Annotated in this window: 15 protein-coding genes; all 15 read right to left on the bottom strand. The window is 36.1% G+C overall.

Annotated features, from left to right (window positions below; translation table 11 throughout):
- Positions 1-28: 28 nt before the first annotated feature.
- Complete coding sequence (locus BFL47_RS13250) at positions 29-1078, bottom strand: GNAT family N-acetyltransferase (RefSeq protein WP_069660279.1); 1050 nt, start codon at positions 1076-1078, stop codon at positions 29-31.
- 33 nt (positions 1079-1111) lie between these two features.
- The gene (locus BFL47_RS13255; RefSeq protein ID WP_069660280.1) at positions 1112-1639 is read right to left on the bottom strand and encodes a GNAT family N-acetyltransferase; all 528 of its coding nucleotides are present in this window, start codon (positions 1637-1639) and stop codon (positions 1112-1114) included.
- Positions 1636-2607: an aspartate aminotransferase family protein gene (locus BFL47_RS13260; RefSeq protein ID WP_069660281.1), complete on the bottom strand. Its 972-nt coding sequence runs from the start codon at positions 2605-2607 to the stop codon at positions 1636-1638. Before BFL47_RS13260 ends, BFL47_RS13255 begins: the two co-directional genes overlap by 4 nt.
- Before the next feature lie 11 nt (positions 2608-2618).
- Positions 2619-3422 (bottom strand): phytanoyl-CoA dioxygenase family protein, encoded by an 804-nt coding sequence (locus BFL47_RS13265; protein WP_083257170.1) that lies wholly within the window; start codon positions 3420-3422, stop codon positions 2619-2621.
- Positions 3423-3500: 78 nt separating this feature from the next.
- Positions 3501-4526: a GNAT family N-acetyltransferase gene (locus BFL47_RS13270; protein WP_069660282.1), complete on the bottom strand. Its 1026-nt coding sequence runs from the start codon at positions 4524-4526 to the stop codon at positions 3501-3503.
- Between the two features lie 46 nt (positions 4527-4572).
- Positions 4573-5727, bottom strand: coding sequence for a glycosyltransferase family 4 protein (locus BFL47_RS13275; protein WP_069660283.1), 1155 nt, complete (start codon positions 5725-5727; stop codon positions 4573-4575).
- A gap of 106 nt (positions 5728-5833) precedes the next feature.
- The gene (locus BFL47_RS13280; RefSeq protein ID WP_069660314.1) at positions 5834-7213 is read right to left on the bottom strand and encodes a pectate lyase family protein; all 1380 of its coding nucleotides are present in this window, start codon (positions 7211-7213) and stop codon (positions 5834-5836) included.
- A gap of 398 nt (positions 7214-7611) precedes the next feature.
- Positions 7612-8685 (bottom strand): NAD-dependent epimerase, encoded by a 1074-nt coding sequence (locus BFL47_RS13285; RefSeq protein ID WP_069660284.1) that lies wholly within the window; start codon positions 8683-8685, stop codon positions 7612-7614.
- 42 nt (positions 8686-8727) lie between these two features.
- Positions 8728-10623 (bottom strand): asparagine synthase (glutamine-hydrolyzing), encoded by a 1896-nt coding sequence (asnB, locus tag BFL47_RS13290; RefSeq protein WP_069660285.1) that lies wholly within the window; start codon positions 10621-10623, stop codon positions 8728-8730.
- Positions 10624-10632: 9 nt separating this feature from the next.
- Positions 10633-11724 (bottom strand): glycosyltransferase, encoded by a 1092-nt coding sequence (locus tag BFL47_RS13295; protein ID WP_069660286.1) that lies wholly within the window; start codon positions 11722-11724, stop codon positions 10633-10635.
- A gap of 28 nt (positions 11725-11752) precedes the next feature.
- Entirely contained in the window at positions 11753-13591 is a 1839-nt protein-coding gene (asnB, locus tag BFL47_RS13300) for an asparagine synthase (glutamine-hydrolyzing) (RefSeq protein ID WP_069660287.1), read from the bottom strand.
- A gap of 51 nt (positions 13592-13642) precedes the next feature.
- On the bottom strand, positions 13643-14698 hold the full coding sequence (locus BFL47_RS13305; protein WP_069660288.1) for a glycosyltransferase: 1056 nt from the start codon (positions 14696-14698) through the stop codon (positions 13643-13645).
- A gap of 21 nt (positions 14699-14719) precedes the next feature.
- Entirely contained in the window at positions 14720-15508 is a 789-nt protein-coding gene (locus BFL47_RS13310; RefSeq protein WP_069660289.1) for a glycosyltransferase family 2 protein, read from the bottom strand.
- A 10-nt stretch (positions 15509-15518) separates the two neighbouring features.
- Positions 15519-16658 carry a hypothetical protein gene (locus BFL47_RS13315; protein WP_245681371.1) on the bottom strand — a complete coding sequence of 380 codons (1140 nt, stop codon included), beginning with the start codon at positions 16656-16658 and terminating at the stop codon, positions 15519-15521.
- Positions 16659-16767: 109 nt separating this feature from the next.
- On the bottom strand, positions 16768-17844 hold the full coding sequence (locus BFL47_RS13320; protein ID WP_069660291.1) for a hypothetical protein: 1077 nt from the start codon (positions 17842-17844) through the stop codon (positions 16768-16770).
- Positions 17845-17865 lie beyond the last annotated feature (21 nt).

Below are 17865 nucleotides of genomic sequence, written 5' to 3' on the forward strand. Positions count from 1 at the left end.
ATGATAAGATAAACGACGTAAATTGACCTCAGGAACAGAGTTTTACCTGTGGATTGTGATAACGGTATAAGGGAAAATAATCGACATTTAATTCGGGATCTAATTGTGCTTCATTGACCAAGGTGTTGTAATTTTCTAAATCAGCAATATAGCGCCAGCTTTTAAAATCAAGGGACTTACTAGAAAAAGCAGATTTCCATAAAAACAAAGAATCTTCTTTAAATCCTACTCCTCCACCAAGATTAAAGTAATGCATGCCCAATTGGCGTCCTATAATGCTAATTTCATCAGTAAGTAATTTTGCTGGGGAATCCCTAAAATGGTCCGTTCGCGTTCCTAAAAGATGTGCTTGTATAATATTTTGTGTACATATAATGACAGAGCCACATACAGGTTCGCCGTTATGATACACCATGAGTAATTTACTATTGAATTCTTTTGAGCTAAGTAGATCTTCAAAGTATTCTTCATTAAAAAGGTAAAAGTCGGTCGCTCCTATCCGCTTCATATTTTCCGTATAGATTTTAACAAATGCATTGATATCGTGCTGACTGTGTGCTTCTTTTACTTCGAAGCCATTCCTTCGTAATTGTCTGATTTTTTCTAATGCCCTTTTTTGATATTTTGATCGTTGCTCTTCCAAAGGCATCTGCAGATCGAGTATAACCACTTTTCCGTTATCACAAACGCCTTCAAATTTTTCCATCAAGGGGATCTGATTAAAAAACGGGTGTAAGCGTGAGAAAACAGAAACAATCTTTGCCTCCTTCAAATAGTTTAAAAATCCGGATTTAAAATCATCCATCATTTGAGTAGGCAGATCATCGAACCTTCTATTTGAGATAGGACCGGTATATCCATAAACACAAGTAAGATCATATAGATCAGAATTTGGAATCGTTCTTTTAAGCAAAGGAAAGGCTACAAAATCATCGCCTTCATGTAAGACGAATAAGAGAGGCTCGTCGTCTTTGATCAGAGAATGATAATACCAGGTGTGGTAAAAATCATACTGTAGAGATTGTTGAACATAGTTTGTCCAATCCTTTTTTTGGAAAACAGTAATTAAAGAAATCATATGGATATAAATGGTTATTGCTTTGAATTTTTATTAAGCGGCTGAAATATCGCTTAAGTCACTGGCTATGATCACTTTTTGATAACTATCCCGTTGAATTTCCATATTTACAAACTCTTCGGTATCGTTGACCACTACAAATCCCAATTTCTTATAAATAGACATAGCAGGTAAATTTTCTCTATGAACTTGAAGATAGATATAATGAAGATCGAGATTTAGAAACCCATATTGAAGAATCAGATCTGTAGCTTCTTTTCCAATACCCTTTCCCCAGTAAGAAACATCACCAATAAAAAGGTGAAATTCCGCAGAGTGCCCTTTTAAATCAATCAATTGTACGTTTCCTACATAACGTCCGTCATCTTTCATACAAATTGCGAACCGGTACTCATTTCCCCTGTTAATAATATTTTTTATCCATGCGCTTTCTATCTCAAATGTAATGTATCTTTCAGCCCTGAATTTTGTAAATTCCCATATTAAAGGGTTATTACGCCAAGCATAGGATATATTAGCATCATCCTGATGGAGGACTCTTAAGTAAATTGAATTGTTCATATAAATAGGCTTAAAGAACTGATTATTCGATTCATATCATTATCATCAAGTCGATGATCTATAGGTAATGCAAGAAGATGTATACATAGATAATTCTCGAACATCTTGGAAGTGGTCCACTTTAAGACATTGGGCCAATAAGTTGGAATAAAAATTCTTTTATTGATTAGTTTTTTTTGCACTGTATTTTTATCTATTAAAAGGGGATAAAACATTGGAGCATGACTGTCATCGGGACTAAATACCAGTTTGTTTTTTCCGGAAAGTGCTTGATGTAAAATTCGAAAATTTCGATTTCTGATTTGTGCACAATTTTCATAGTCGATTCCGGATAAGATGGATTGAGTAAGGGCAGACATCGCTTTAATTGGATTATTAGCTAGAACCATATTATTTTGAATAAAGTCCTCATACCCATCTTCTATATCCAAATCAATACTTTTTACCAAATGAGATACTCTGTTACATGAAACATCTCTTTCAAATTTCAGACTACTGATCTTATTGCTCTGCAAATAGGCCCCATCGGGAACGCCAAAGAATTTCCTGCAGGAATAAAAGGTATCTATGCCGGCTAGTGGTTTTGAAAAAAAAGCTTGGGAATTATCAATTACCAGATTTTGCATTTGCTCGCTTAATCTTTGAACGGTTAACTGTTTAATTCCGAAGTAATTGGTATAAAGGAAACACTCTGAAGGAGCAATATAAAAATCGATAACAGGATCCAGGTTTTGATCAATAGTATAGAAAACATAAGGGATCCTGCTTTTTTTTATAGGTTCAAGCAACACTTCACAGGTGTAGTAAGGAATATATATTAAGGAATACTTATTCACTTTCAATATATATTCCAGGGCATTTCTTCCCGTATTTAATTTAATTAATGATGGATAGTACTCTTCCCCTTTGGGAAATTGCATTTCTAAGTAGCCACCAATTGCCTTTGATCGTTTCGGATGAGTTCGCATGAAGAAGATTATTATCCTTGTCCGGGTTGATACATGCGTTTTTCTACAGGTTGATAAAACTCGTAAAGACTTTCGGGTATCCTTGATTTATAGCCTATTACCTGTCTTAAGTGATCACTCAGACTTTCACCATATTCGTATCCCAGGCTCCGTGGATAGTCCATTTGCTGTTTAAAATAGGGACGTGTAAAACCAAGAGTTAAAACTCTCCGGTTACCTTCGGTGGTATTTTTGCCTGCGGCATGCCACAGATTGGAGTCGAATAAAATGATGCTTCCCCGTTTGGCGACTGCCCTATCGGCAAGTTGATAGAATTTTTCTTCATCCGGCTTTTCTTCTGTTTTATGCGAACCGGATAACATATACGTAGCACCATTAGCTAATGTAAAATCGTCTAATATGACCATCATCTGAATCATCATTTTTTCCTTTTCCCAAAAACTTCTGACATCGCGATGGATGTTCTGCACGTAAGGTTTTGTGTTTTTGGAATTCATCACACCTCCAAAAGAATTTAAGATATAATTGCCACCAAGGAAAGCCTTCATCTCTTCGTCGAAATACATTTTTTCTAAAAAGCGGGATCCGAAATTATCCTTTTCTAAGAGATGGTGAAGGGTTCCTTCCATATTGATATGAATCCCATTATTTACCTGGATTTGTCTCCTTTTTTCATAAGCCTCTTCAAGCGAATCGTTGATTTCATCTATGAATCTGGGCTCTAATACATTTTCGTAAATAACCCATCCAAAACGATCAATAGATTGCATAAAGGATGCATCAGAAGACTGGGAGAAGTCAAATTTATTTTCCATTGTGATTAAAAATTTAAGCAGGTTAGGGGATTTTATACTCCGGCAATAGGTATTTGCTGAAGGGTTTATTTATTAATTTCAATAAACAGGTACGGCACGATATAAGGGAAAAAAACTAGTATCAACTTCTATTTTTTCTTTATTTACTAAAAAGGTATATGCTTCCTGATCTGCAATTAAACACCAAAGATGATCATCAAGATAAAGATTGGAGAAAGAAGCTTTGAAGGCGAAAAGGGAATCTTCTTTACCTCCTACTCCTCCTCCAAGATGGAAATATTTCATTCCCAAATTACGACCAACTATACTAATTTCATCTGTTAACAGTTTGCTTGGCGATTCTTTCAGATAATCCTTATTTGTGGCAGATAGATGATTTCGAATCACATTCATGGAGCATATTACTATTGCTCCACAGATCATCTCTGTACCATGATATATCAATAAAAGTTTACTGTTCAACTCGTTACTTTGAAGCATTTTAGAAAAGTAGTCTTCATCAAAATAATAGTCTTTAGAAGCGGATAAGCGATCCATATTTTCTATGTACATTCGGGTAAAAACACCTATTTCCTCTTGACTATCGGCCTCTTTGATTTCGTAGCTTTCTTTTCTTAATTGCCTGATCTGACGCAGCAAACGCTTATTATATTTTGCTCTTTGTTCTTCCAGCGATTGTTGAAGATCCATATATATGGTTTTACCATTACAACAGACTGATCCAATCTTCTCCAGTAAGGGGGACTGACCAATAAATGGATTTAACCTGGAAAACACACAAATACAACACTCAGCCTTCATGAATTCTTTAAAAGAATTCTCAAAATTTAGCATCATATCTTCTTGAATAACATTAAACGGTTTATTTGAGATAGGACCTGAATAACCATATACAGCCGTTAAATCGTATAAATTGGTCCCTTTTATGGCTCTTTTAAGTAGAGGCACCGCAACAAAGTCATCTTGCTCATGATAAACAAAAAGCAAAGGATGGCCTATTTTACTGAGCGAATGATAATACCAGGTGTGACAAAAGTCGAAAGTAAAAGATTTGTTTAGATATCTTGTCCACTCCTCTTTTTGTGTAATAACAGAGTTAGTCATATTAAGTGGTTTAAAACATCAGGAAAGATAAATTAGTCTCGGTTAATCAGGCAAAAACAGTAGGACCTTCCAGTATTTGAAGCATCTGGAGGTTTACTTTTCGGACATCAAATTTCTCAAAGGCGTATGCTCTTCCATTCTTTCCATAGGAAACGATATGTAAGGGATTCAGAATAAAATAAAGCATTTTTTCGGCTAAGCAAGTTGCATTCTTAATGGGCACCAAAAAGCCACTTGGCTGATCGGATGAAAGGTTGATAGTTTCTCTGCATCCCACAGAATCACTGGTAATGATGGCTCTTCCCATGGCCATTCCTTCAAGAATACATCGCGGTACGCCTTCGCCATAATAAGAAGGTAAAACGACAACGGAACAGGCTTTGATAAAAGATCTTACATCGTCCACTTCGCCCTTGTATTCGATCACATTCCCTGCTTTGATCTTATTGTATAGTGCTGCATCAATGGCATCTACATTTGGATCATAAGCACCTATTAATGTAAAGCGGACATTAGGATGCTTTTGAAGGATAATTTTTGCAGCTTCATAATACTCGTTAACCCCTTTTGCATTAATCAATCGGGATATCATCAAAAAGTTCAAGCTGCCTGGTTCGGGTTCTGAATAATCGTAATGAGATAGATCGACACCTGATCCGTTGACTATATGTGCAGCCTGATTTGTATTGATTATTCCAGCCCGAATCAGCGTGTTATAATCATCTTTGTTTTGGAGGATAAGCGAGGTTCTTTTATTAGCTTTTAAACTAATCTTTAATAAGGTTCTGGTTATTAGCTTAATTACTTGTTTTTTACTATTGGTATTCAAAAAGCTATAACCTAAACCTGTAAGCATGGGAGTTATGCGGTTTACATGACAAAAATTTGCTACCAGAGTACCATATATCACCGGTTTAAAGGTATAGGGAAAAAACACATCAGGCTTTAAAGAGCGCATCAGTTTGAATAGCTTAATGATATAAGCGAGATCTGAAAATATGGAAATAGTGCTTCCGTTCAGATCGTTTTCATAGATGGAAATGCCCAAACGCTCTAGTTTTTTTCTGACATGGATTTGATGAATTTTTGGTGTAAATACACAGACATTGTGGTTTACTAATAATTCTTCCATGAGCCTTCCCCGAAAATCAAGCAAAGAACGTGAAGAATCACAGGCGATCAGGATCTTATTTCGTTTCAAGGTATATTGGTTAAGGTATGGGTAAGTTTTGTGGGGAAATGATTATAAACCAGAAAACACTACACTTTACGTGTAATGTTTTTTGATCCATAAATTTTTCTATCCTTTAGTAATTGGGACCTGCCTCACTGAGTACTTTTGCTGGTACATCAGCTGCAGCAATAAGTACAGATTTATACTCGTAAGAAGGCACCCAGCTTGATGCGCTTGTTGAAATTTTATTAGCACCGCAATTTTTGTATATATTGGTACTCGCTCCACTTACCATACCTGGTTTTGAATTAAAATCGGTATAGATCGGGATATTTTGTCCTTCGAAATAGTTATTATCTGTTCTTACCGTTGCGTTCATCGTTACCCCAATTCCATATCCACTACCATTGGCAAGGTAATTATTGAAGCAATGCATATAACCGAACCGTGTACAGGGTTGTCTTTCAGATATGTTTTTAAAATAATTTCCGTATAGTGTTACCCGAAGATGGCCAATATCTGTGGTTTGTTGATCTCCACTACCAATTAGGAGCGCAATGTTTGAATCATGAAATTCATTCCAGGAGATCGTTACAAAATCAGACCGATCGGTTACTTCAAGCAATTCATCATAATAATCCCATCCATGACTTCTGTCTTGCCAAAGTTCACAATGGTCTATCCAGACATGGTTTGATCCCCCTTTTATAGTGATACAGTCGCCACCAATCACTTTATTGATCTTAAGGTTTTTAACAATAACGTTGCTGACACCCCAGATAGACAATCCTGTTCCATTAAGAATGGCTCCATTTAAGCCAATGAAAGTTTTATTTGATTTAACCTCAATCATACCTAAACCTGTAATACTTCCGGAAATTTGAATAACCAAAGGATCTGGAGATACAGCAGCCCTTTTAAGATCGCTCAAGTTACTGATGGTAATGGTTTTGCCACCTTTACCACCTGTTGTTGATCCATCAACGGATGCAAAACCAATTGGTGTGTTGCTTGTTAAAGATACTGGAGTTGTTTGTGTTACTGGCGTAACTACTACTGCACCGGATGTACCAGTGGTATAGGTATACTTTCTACCGTTGGTTCGAGGGTCGCTATTATCAGATGATGAGAAGTATAAACCGGTGTCCCAATGGCTGAATTTACCTTTTCCTATATTTCTGATATCTCTGTGTAAAGAATGTGCGGCTCCTAGTAGTTTGCCGTTTTCATATATTTTAAGCGTAGAAGTTGCAGAATTTGTAGGGCTGTCTCCTGAGATTGTAAGTTTGGGTTCTAAATAGTAAGCATATCCAGCGTCTTTTGTCGCGCTTGATAAGACTAAAGTTTTTGCAACTTCTGGACTTACTAAAACAGTAGTAGTGGTTTCACTGGTTTCATTAGCATTTGTAACTAATTGATCTTCGTTACTTTTTTGACATTGAGTAAATAGAATAATTGCTAGTAATAGCATGGACATTTTAACTTTTCTTTTTAAGCTGGTCTCCCGTTTCATCTGATCTTTAATTAATGTATGGCTCTTTAACGAATTAAAAAGAGCAACAGTTACATCAAAAAAGATAGGAAAAAACAGCAATTTTGTTAAAGAAACTCGTATTAAATACGAAAATTGCAATTAAGTTAAACTAAAATTTCATTTCCATAGAAATTAAATTATCACCTATGTAATTTTTAAAGGGCTTTAATTAAACAAAAATGAGGTATAAAGATTGTTACTAGATAATGAGAAAAATTGTTTCATGTTAAAAACAATAAAAAAAAAATTTAAATAAATTATAATACAAACATAATGGTCGTATTTATTAAAGGATTTTTAATTAAAACGTTGAATTCAATTTCTGTTATGTAATTTTTATGTCATATTTTTAAACCGCAAATGCTTAAAACATGATTTTAGACTACAATTTCCTGATTGCAATAAGAATAATACACTTTATACCAATCCAAAAATGCAGCTATTCCTTCTTCAATATCTACTTGTGGAACATAACTAAACTCCTCCTTCATTTTACTGATATCAGCCCAAGTATCCACCACATCACCTTCTTGTAAAGGACAATAGATTTTTTTTGAGGTGGTTCCCAGATTCTTTTCTATTGCAGAAACAAAGTCCATCAATTTTACTGAATGCCCTCTTCCAATATTTAAAATGCGGTATGGAGCTTTTGAACTTGAAGGATCAGGGCTTAAACCATCCCAATTTAAATTACTGCAAGGAGACTTATCAATTACTTTTAAAATTCCCTGCACAATATCATCAATATAGGTGAAGTCTCTTTTCATCATCCCATTATTAAAGATCCGGATGGGTTTATTCTCCAAAATAGCCTTTGAGAAAAGGAATAAAGCCATATCAGGTCTTCCCCAAGGACCATATACAGTAAAAAAGCGCAATGCAGTTGTGGGCAAGCCAAACAAATAGCTATATGCATGTGCCATCAACTCGTTGCTTTTTTTTGACGCGGCATACAGTGACACCGGATGATCGACATTGTGATTTACTGAAAAGGGCATCGCTCGGTTTAACCCATATACACTGGAAGAGCTTGCATAAATCAAATGTTCAATATGCTGATTCCGGCAACATTCAAGAATATTTAAAAACCCTTTAATATTTGATTCAATATAGGCACTTGGATTTTCTAAACTATACCTCACACCAGCTTGTGCTGCAAGATTACATACAACGTCAAATTTATATTTTTCGAACATTGTTTTTAACCCATCCTGATCTGTTAAGTCAAGCTTTATAAATTTATAGTTTGCATACTTTATACTACTTATCTCCTTCCCATAGCTTACTTCCGATCTATCTATTCCAGTCTCTGCCAACCGATCAAATTTCAAGTTTACATCATAATAATCATTAATATTATCAATGCCAATCACTTCATCGCCTCTCCTTATCAGGCTTTTCACTAAATGAAAACCAATAAAACCCGCACTACCAGTAACTAATATTTTCATGATGGAACAATTTAAATTGTGATTAATTTAGATTTAAAGCAACTATTTTTGAGCGTATTGAACAGCTTCAGGATTTAAAATTCCAGAAGCTGCTCTTATTTTATTTACGTTTTTATACCAGACTTCAAGTGCAAAAACATTGAAAATAATTTTAGCTCTTCTTTCTTCCGAAATACTTACCCTTCTATTCATTAAGTCTGCAATGAACTTCTTTCTAATAAACATAGGGTAAAGTGCATCTGCAGAAAAAACATAATCGGCTATAATTTCTTTCAGATTATGATTGACCCAATTTTTAAGAGGAATTTCAAAACCTCTTTTAGGTTGTCCGATTAGCTCTGCGGGCAGGTATTTCTTTGCCAAATCGCGTAGAATAAATTTAGTACTGAGCCCTTTAACCTTAAGATCATCACTTAAGCCTGGTGCAAATTCAAGAATTTCCTTGGCGAGGAAAGGACTTCTTGCCTCTAGCGAATGTGCCATTGTCGCAATGTCGATCTTTGGTAATAAACCACTAAACAAAATGGTTTGGAAGTCCATTAACAGTAATCTGTTTACTGAGGATAAGGGCATTGTATTAATCTCAGTTAAATCAATACGAATGTCTTTCAGATCAGGTTGAATCAAAAACTGACTTTCAAAACCGACAAGTAAATCAGATGAGGCAGAGCTATATTGCTGCAGGATATCACTGTAACCGGCTAGTTTTAACAAACGGTATATGTAATTATAATTACTTTTCTTTTCGTTTGCAATTGGTAATAGGCCAGCTAATCCGCGGGCAGCAACTTTGGTGATAAAGCCTGACTTAAAGAAGTCAAACTGTTTAAAGGGCACATATCGCCGGTATCCTCCAAACAGCTCATCAGCTCCATCGCCATTTAATACGACTGTGATATGCTCGCTCGCAGCTTTTGCAACATAATAGCTTGGGATAGCCGAATTATCGCAAAATGGCTCACCATAATTAATCAGGATCTTTTCTATATCGTACTGGAGATCAGAAAATGAGATATCGACAACGGTGTGATTCGTATGATATCGCTTTGCTACTTTTTCGGCTAGCAAAGATTCATCATATGCACCTTCCACCCTTACTGTAAAGGTTTTCAATTCGCGGGTATGGGCTGCAGCAATAGCTGTGATTAAACCACTGTCTATTCCTCCGCTCAAAAAAGAGCCAACATCACGATCTGAGGTTTCTATTCTTCTTTTAACAACAAGCTGTAGTCTTTCGTCCAACTCCTGAAGCGTATCAGCATAGGAAAGCTTATTTTTATTCAGATAACAGGCACCTATATCAAACCATTTGACAATGGTTTGTTCTGTGGTTTGAGTGTCTATTTTCAGATAATGACCGTTCTGTAATTCAGTTACCCGTTGATATGGTGTTGCCTTCCTGTAATGATAGCCTAGATATAGGTAGGCAGCAAGGGAAGAATAGTTTACTTCCGGAGCAAAGAGTTGAGATAGAACATTCAATTCAGATGAAAAAGCCAGTGCATTTCCCTTGTTATATACATACAAGGGTTTTTTACCTGCCCGATCACGGGCAAGAATAAGTTGGTGCTGCCGTTGGTCATATAAAGCAAAGGCAAACATGCCATCAAGTTCTTCCAGCATGCTAATACCCAAAAGTTCATAAAGCAGCAACAATGTTTTTGTATCTGAATTAGACTCTGAGTAAAGATTGTATTTTTCCCTAAGCTCCAGATGATTGTAGATCTCACCATTAAAAACAATGGATAGATGCTGATGAAACATAGGTTGCTGTCCGGATTTACTTAGATCCTGTATGGCCAACCGGGTATGATAGAGCTCCAGATTATCTTTGATGACAAAGCCTTGCTCATCAGGCCCCCGATGAAAGAGCCCTTTAAATACTTCCTCCGCTTGATCAGCGATTCCAATATTTAATGTTCCAAATATCCCACACATAAAATAAATTTAAAAATGAATCTGTTCTTTTACCAAGGAATAGGGACTGACAAGAGCTAACCAATGGTTCATCACTTTATCTTCAGCAAAATGATTTACAATATGGGTTCTTCCTCTCCGGCCTAATCCGGCTCTTTCATCTGCTGTCATTTGCATCATTTGCAACATCTTTGACGCAAGGTCGTATTCATTCTCTTTCCTGGAAAGAAGGCCACATGCTGCTTGATCAAGCAATTCCTTATTGCAATCAATATCGGTTACGACTACAGGTTTAGCGTAAGACATGGCTTCCAATAATGCATTTGGCATACCTTCAGAAAACGATGACAACACAAAAGCATCTGCATCTTGTAAATAATCACTAGCATCTTTCTGGAACCCCAGGATGCGTATATGTTCTTTTATTTTAAATTCTTCAATCACCCGAAATGGCCAGGTTTGCGCATTGAGTTCACCGATGATATCCAATCTGAAGTTCATTCCCCTAAGGAGTGCTACTGCCTTGAAGAGTGTCATATAATCTTTATTCCAACGGAAATGCGCTATGCAAACCCAATGAAACAAATTATCGTGACGGCATTCAGGGTTTCTATCTATTAATGAAGGGATTGTAATACTGTTGTTAATAACTGATCCTGATTTACCCACCAGTTTTTGCTCCTCAAATTTTTTCATAGAGGCCCTTGAATTATAAACAATCTGGTCATCTAAACCGGAAGTGATCAAAAATGGAATGTACCATTTGCGAGGTAATACACCTATCCGAATAGTAGATATTAATGGAAAGTTTAAGATTTTCTTGAGTACCCTTGCAAAAATAATGGCAATGAACATAAAAGCAATCACGACATCCGGTTTATAAGATTTTACCGTCTTGTACAATGAAATGCAGTTTGAAAAGGGATACGGCCTCCATCTTTTCAAAAAGTGTACCGGGATTCCGTTCTTTTCATAATCAAGTTCAAATTCATTAATGGGGGTTAAGGATATAATAAGTACGGTATAATCAAGTGATTTGAGGAACAAGGCCACTTTTATCAATTGTGTTTCTGCCCCCCCTTTGCACATTCCGGATGTTATAAATAGAACTTTACCATTCATACACGTATTTTTAATAATGCAATGGCTTTTATTTGTGAGTTTCAAAAACAGGACTGCTAACTTGCTTTTTAAGCCATTGAGAAAACACGAGGATCTTCCAGATTTGAGGGTAACGGTTCCACTTACCAGTCATGTGCTCCTGAATAATTTCCTGCGTTCTTTTCACATTAATCCCGGGGATCTTTTCCAGTTCCTGTTTAGATAAGTTATCCATAACATACTCCTTAAGTTCCTTTCTGAACCATTCTTTAAAGGGCATTGTAAACCCTGCCTTTGGTCTCTTAAACAGATCGGGAGGTAAGTATTCGTACAGTACATCTTTCAAAATACGTTTTTGGTTTCCCTGGTAATATTTAAAATGAGTTGGCAAACTACGGGTAAATTCTATGATCCGATAATCCATTAAAGGTGCCCTGGACTCCAGAGAAAATGCCATAGATGCCCGATCAACTTTTGTGTTAATATCACCGTTTAAATACGTCTTAATGTCAAAATCGGATAATGTCTCTAACAGGTTTTTTGATTTATCATCAAAAATAGATCGGAATGGATTTCCCATTCCTTTGTCCGGTTCTGCAATCCATGAATTTTCCATACCACCAAACATCCTGATATAGAGCACTTCAATATCCTTTATAGAAATACCCATGGCAATAAGCTTGTGGACATAATTGGGCGAAAGTTTGACTATTGATCCCAAAGACTGACGAACGGGCAAAGGTAATTTAAACAGGTTATTTACTAATTTTATCCATCGATATCTCGAATAGCCGATAAAGGCTTCATCTCCACCATCTCCACTTAATGCTACTGTAACCTTTTTACGGGTATACTTACTTAACAACATGGTTGGAATGGCACTTGAATCTGCAAATGGCTCATCGTAATATTTAGAAAAATCATTAATCAGATCAATGCCTTCATTATAATTACATTCGATGGTTTGGTGCTCAGTTCGAAGATAGGAAGCAACCAGGCGCGCGTATGAACTTTCATCAAAACCCTTTTCATTAAATTTAATGGAAAACGTTTTGACATGATTTACTTTCCTCGATGCAAGAGCTGCAATCAGAGAAGAGTCTATACCTCCCGAAAGAAAAACTCCCAATGGGACATCTGCATGCATTCGAATCGCAACGGCATCCTGTAACAATTCTTTAAGGGTACGCTTTGCCTCCATATACCCCCCCGTAAATTTGTTCGTCCTATTGTAATCGAGATCCCAATATTTTTCAATATTTAAAGAGCCTGAACTAAGTTGATATGTAAATCGGGTTCCTGCTGAAAGTTGATTCACCTCTTGCCAGATAGATCGGGGTTCGGGGATATATCCCCAAAAAAAGTATTCATTAACCGCCTGCTGATCTAACGTAAAATTCCTTTCAATTTTAAGTTGAGATGACTGGCTGGCAAATTCAAATGAATAACCAGTGTGACAATAATAAAAAGGCTTTTTACCTAATCGGTCCCTTGCTCCGAAAAGTTTGTTTTTCCTGATGTCGTAAATCACAAAGGAGAACATGCCATTAAAACTATTCACACATTCATCACCATATTCAAGGTAAGCCGCACAGATGACTTCAGTATCTGATGTGGTGCTGAAGTTATAACCCTTCTTTTCAAGCTTCGCTTTTAGAGACAAGTAATTATAGATCTCCCCATTAAATACTATTTTAAGGTGCAAATAAGTAAAAGGTTGATTTGAACGTGAATCCAAATCTAGTATTGCAAGTCTGTTATGACCCAATGTAACCTCCCCTATATGCTCAAATGCAGAATAATCGGGCCCCCTATGATTTGCCAGAGACAATTTTGCCCGTATTATTTCATCGCTATACTTAATTGTAGAACCGTAGATACCACACATACACTTATATGATTTTATTTTAAAAGATGACAATTTTGACAAAACGTGTCTTTACAGTAACAATTTTTCATATTGTTTAACTACTTTTTCAACTCCAAAACGGTTGTTCACATCTTCCTTAATAGATAAAGAATCCCATTTTCTATTGCAGGCTTTAACAACGTGAGATGCAAAACAATCCATATCATCCTGGTTGATGATATACCCGTTAAAATCGTTGCGAAGCATTTCGGAAATGCCACTTACCCGAAAAGCTACAACAGGGATACCTACTGATAAAGATTCAAGTACCACATTGGGGAAGCCTTCTGTTAAAGAGGTTAATACCATGAGGTCATGATTAACGATCGTATTTAAAATATCTGGTATCAGGCCTACCACATGCACCCGCTCTCCGAGTTGAAGTAAACTGATCTCTTTTTTAATGGCTTCTTTCATGGGGCCTTCACCAGCTATCGTAAGTGTATAATCAACAGGTAGTTTTTTTATAATATGCAGCAGTCTGATTATTCCTTTTTCTATAGCCAACCGGGCAACTAGAATAAGCTTTTTACCTGCTCGTACTTTTTCCACTTTCTGGAGGCTTGTTAACAGGACAGGATTCGGAATAACCACCAATTTATGCATAGGAATATGATACAAATTGGCCATTGCATCGTGAATTTCATTCGACTGGCAAACAGCAACTTTAAACCTAAAATAGGTAAGCCGAACAAAGAGGTCCCAAAATTTCTCTTTTGGTCCCCCAAGTTTAGCCGTCATATTCATCACATTTGATTCACGGCCAATAAGTACAGGAACGGGTGCAAAAAGAGAAACAAAAGAAAGCAATGTATTAATATGACCTCCTGTCGTAAAAATGGCATAAGGTCGTACTGCCTTTATTAAACTACGGAGTTTAAAAAATGAATTGGATGCACGGATTGAATTCAGATTGATGACATTAACGCCATCAATATCAGCTGAAAAAAAGGAATTTCTGGAGTCTAGCAGTACCAAACTTACCTCATAAAATGACTTATCTAAATATTGGGACAAAAGCCAGAATACTCTTTCAGATCCTCCTGCTCTTAAATGGCTTACTATAAAAAACACCTTTTTTTTCATTAGAATTTGAATTCTTCTATTTTAATTTTGGTTTTTCTTTTCGAAGTAAAAGCGCATTAAGGAATAACAAATCATTTTGAAATTGATTTTCAGGTAAAGCATGTAATTAAGTCGTTTAAGATCTGCTCCAAATTCTTTCAAATACAAAGCATATCCTTCACTCATTTGTGCCGAATTTTTCATGCCGCTTAAACGAACGGAAATACGGTCGTCGCCCTGATCATCAACAAGCACAAGGGGCTCCGTATCATAATAGATCTTACATCCCACCTTTGCCATGCTTAGCCAGGTGATACTTTCATAACCCCTCAGGTTTCGAAGTAAATTCTTTTGCATCAATTGCGTTTTGCATACCGGCAAGTATTCGCCAACAGGATTAACAAGCATATCGGTATAGGACTTAATGCCCCAAAAGGCAGGATCATACATCAAAGCATTATTTTTCAACACCTTGGTGCCACAAAAAACGACATCATACCTGTTATTCAAAATCAATTTGTTTAAATATTTTAGTCCATTAACTTCCAATAGATCATCTGAATCCAATAAGACCACATATTCATGCTTTGCATTTAAAATACCTGTATTTTTTGCGCTTGCAACTCCCCGGTTAGAAGGGTGTTTAATTAAGCGTAACTGGTTATTTAAAATATATTTCTGAAGTAATGTTTCTGTATCATCGGTAGAACCATCATCCACTATCACGATTTCAGATGTTAGCGCCCATTCGGGTTGATTCAAGATACTATCAATTGCCCTGCTTACTTTCAAAGCTCGATTATAGGTTGGTATAACAAATGAAAATAGCATATATTAAGATTTAAATTTCCAATTTAGCATGCTCCTTTTCTACATCTTTAGCCTTATTCAGATGAAGAATACTGATGTACAAAAATAAAGTAGGTCCATCTGCGCTGATCAGCCAGGCATTATGAGATAGCGCATTAATTGAAATCGCTAAAAATGAAAAGCATAAACAAATGAGCATCGCATTTTCCTTTAGCCTGATTTCCTTTAAAGCAGCAATACCTATTCGCACAATTTTGCTGTATACGGCTAATAATAATCCTAATCCCAAGAAAGGTCCCAGGTAAGTAAAAAACATCAGGTAGGCATTGTGTGAGGTAATACCAGATGAAAATACTCGGTTTCTATAAATTACGTCACCCCAACTTTTACCATAAAACACCAAGCCTAAGGGATAATCTGCGTAAATGTTGAGGTTCTCTGCAACAAGTCCGGAACGGTTAAACTCAGGATCATTCTTCTCATTTTTACTCAGGATATTATTGTTATTATCCGAACTGTCTTTCAATACATAATTATAAAACAGAAGACTGGTACAAATAGCGATCCCTATGATAAAAATAGCTTTGTACCGATAATACAGCAACGAAAAAAGTAAAATAGAGCAAGCAAAAGTGATGAATACAGAGCGTTGCATGCCTAAATAAATAAATAGCAGGCAAGTTAAAAACACTAAAATCTTGATATAGAATGGTTGATGGAATACGATTGTATAGATCACGGCAAATGATACTAAAGCGGCTAGTTGATATCCAAAAGTAAATTGTGAAATGGCAATACCGGAAGGACTTTGTAACACCATTTCATTCATAATCAACTCCCTAACACTATTCATCTGCGCATAAAAATGATTCAGAACCATGACTACAGCAGAGAATGCCAGAAGCAGGTAAAAGATGAGTATGGAATAATTAAACCGACTTCTGTTTGTATTTACAAAATAATTAAAATAGCAAACACAAATAACCATGCTGATAAAGGTTGCAATAAAAGTTCTAAAGTCAGATAACCCTATGATATAGTAGCAAAAAACCGAAGCAATTAAAACAAGCAGTTCTTTCCAATAGTAAAAATGATCACTTTTTTCTTTGTACAAAACGATTAGGGGAAAGCAAAACAGTAAAGGGGCTGGTATTCTAAAAATATCAGTCATAAAAACTCCGTATGTTAATGCATACAGATAAAAAATCATGAGTATAACCAATAGTTTCATTACAATATTAATAAGTCAATATAAACAGAAGCACCCCTAATTAAGGGGTTCAATTAATAGCACTTAACAGCGTATTAATAAATGTTTCGGGATCGTTTACCACTTTTTTATACCTTTCTTGCCCATGGATAGCAATGTGTTTGTAGTCTAAAAAATTATTTTTAATATGCTCCAATTTTTCTGGTAAATCATCCAGATTCCATTTGACAGGAATATAAGTTTCATTAGGAACGTACATATCCGGGTAAGTAATCAAATGATCCATAGATGGTTTAATGAGCAATGCTCCTGAAATAAACGATTCAAAGTCACGATAACAAACTTCTCCCCATCCAAAAGGACTAATGCATAACTTCGAGTTCCTTAACTCTTTCCAATAGCTTTTTTTGGGTATTACCGGTCCGCTTGCCACGTTCATGCTTGCATTTTTAAGATAGGACATCACTTTGTTTCGTTGTTCAGATACCCTGTCCGGTCCGCTTTTTTCATAGTGAATAGTGCCTCTAAAGGTTAAATCCAAAGGTCTGGTTTCAGCGACCTGACTAAACTTAATCGGGTATAAGCTGTAATTTAAATAGTTACTTAACCTACTCATCTTGTAACCAAAATAACGGTAGTCATTCAACCCTAAATTCCATCCCAGTTTTATTTTATGCAGCTGGTTTACAGGACATGGCTGAAAGGATGAAGTGCCAAACTCATCATTATCGATCCATACTCTCAAATTATTATTCATAGGAGCGCCTGCATAATATTCTTTGTCTTTTAGAATTTGTTTTTTCAAAAAAACATCGACAAAGGGAATAATTGGAAAATCACTTGAGCCGGAAGAGTCTGCAGCATCAAACCAAATCAGCTTTCCATTCGCCTTTTTCATTTGAAGAAGATAGGCAATCAGCTCTTCTTCGTTTTGCTGATTCCGATCATGAACACTTTGCCATCCAGGATTAAAATAACGGGAATGTAAAATTAAATAATCAGCTTCTTTCAACTCTTTATGTAAGTGATTATGGTAGCATTTAACCTCATATCCTCTTTCCATAAGTTGTTCTTTCCAACGATAAAATGGATGTGTTTCACAGTAAAACCGCTGGGCTGGCCAATCTAATATTTTAATCTTTTTCATAAAACAGTTCGGTACAATAGA

The organism is Arcticibacter eurypsychrophilus, assembly GCF_001730525.1.
GTDB classification, from domain to species: domain Bacteria; phylum Bacteroidota; class Bacteroidia; order Sphingobacteriales; family Sphingobacteriaceae; genus Arcticibacter; species Arcticibacter eurypsychrophilus.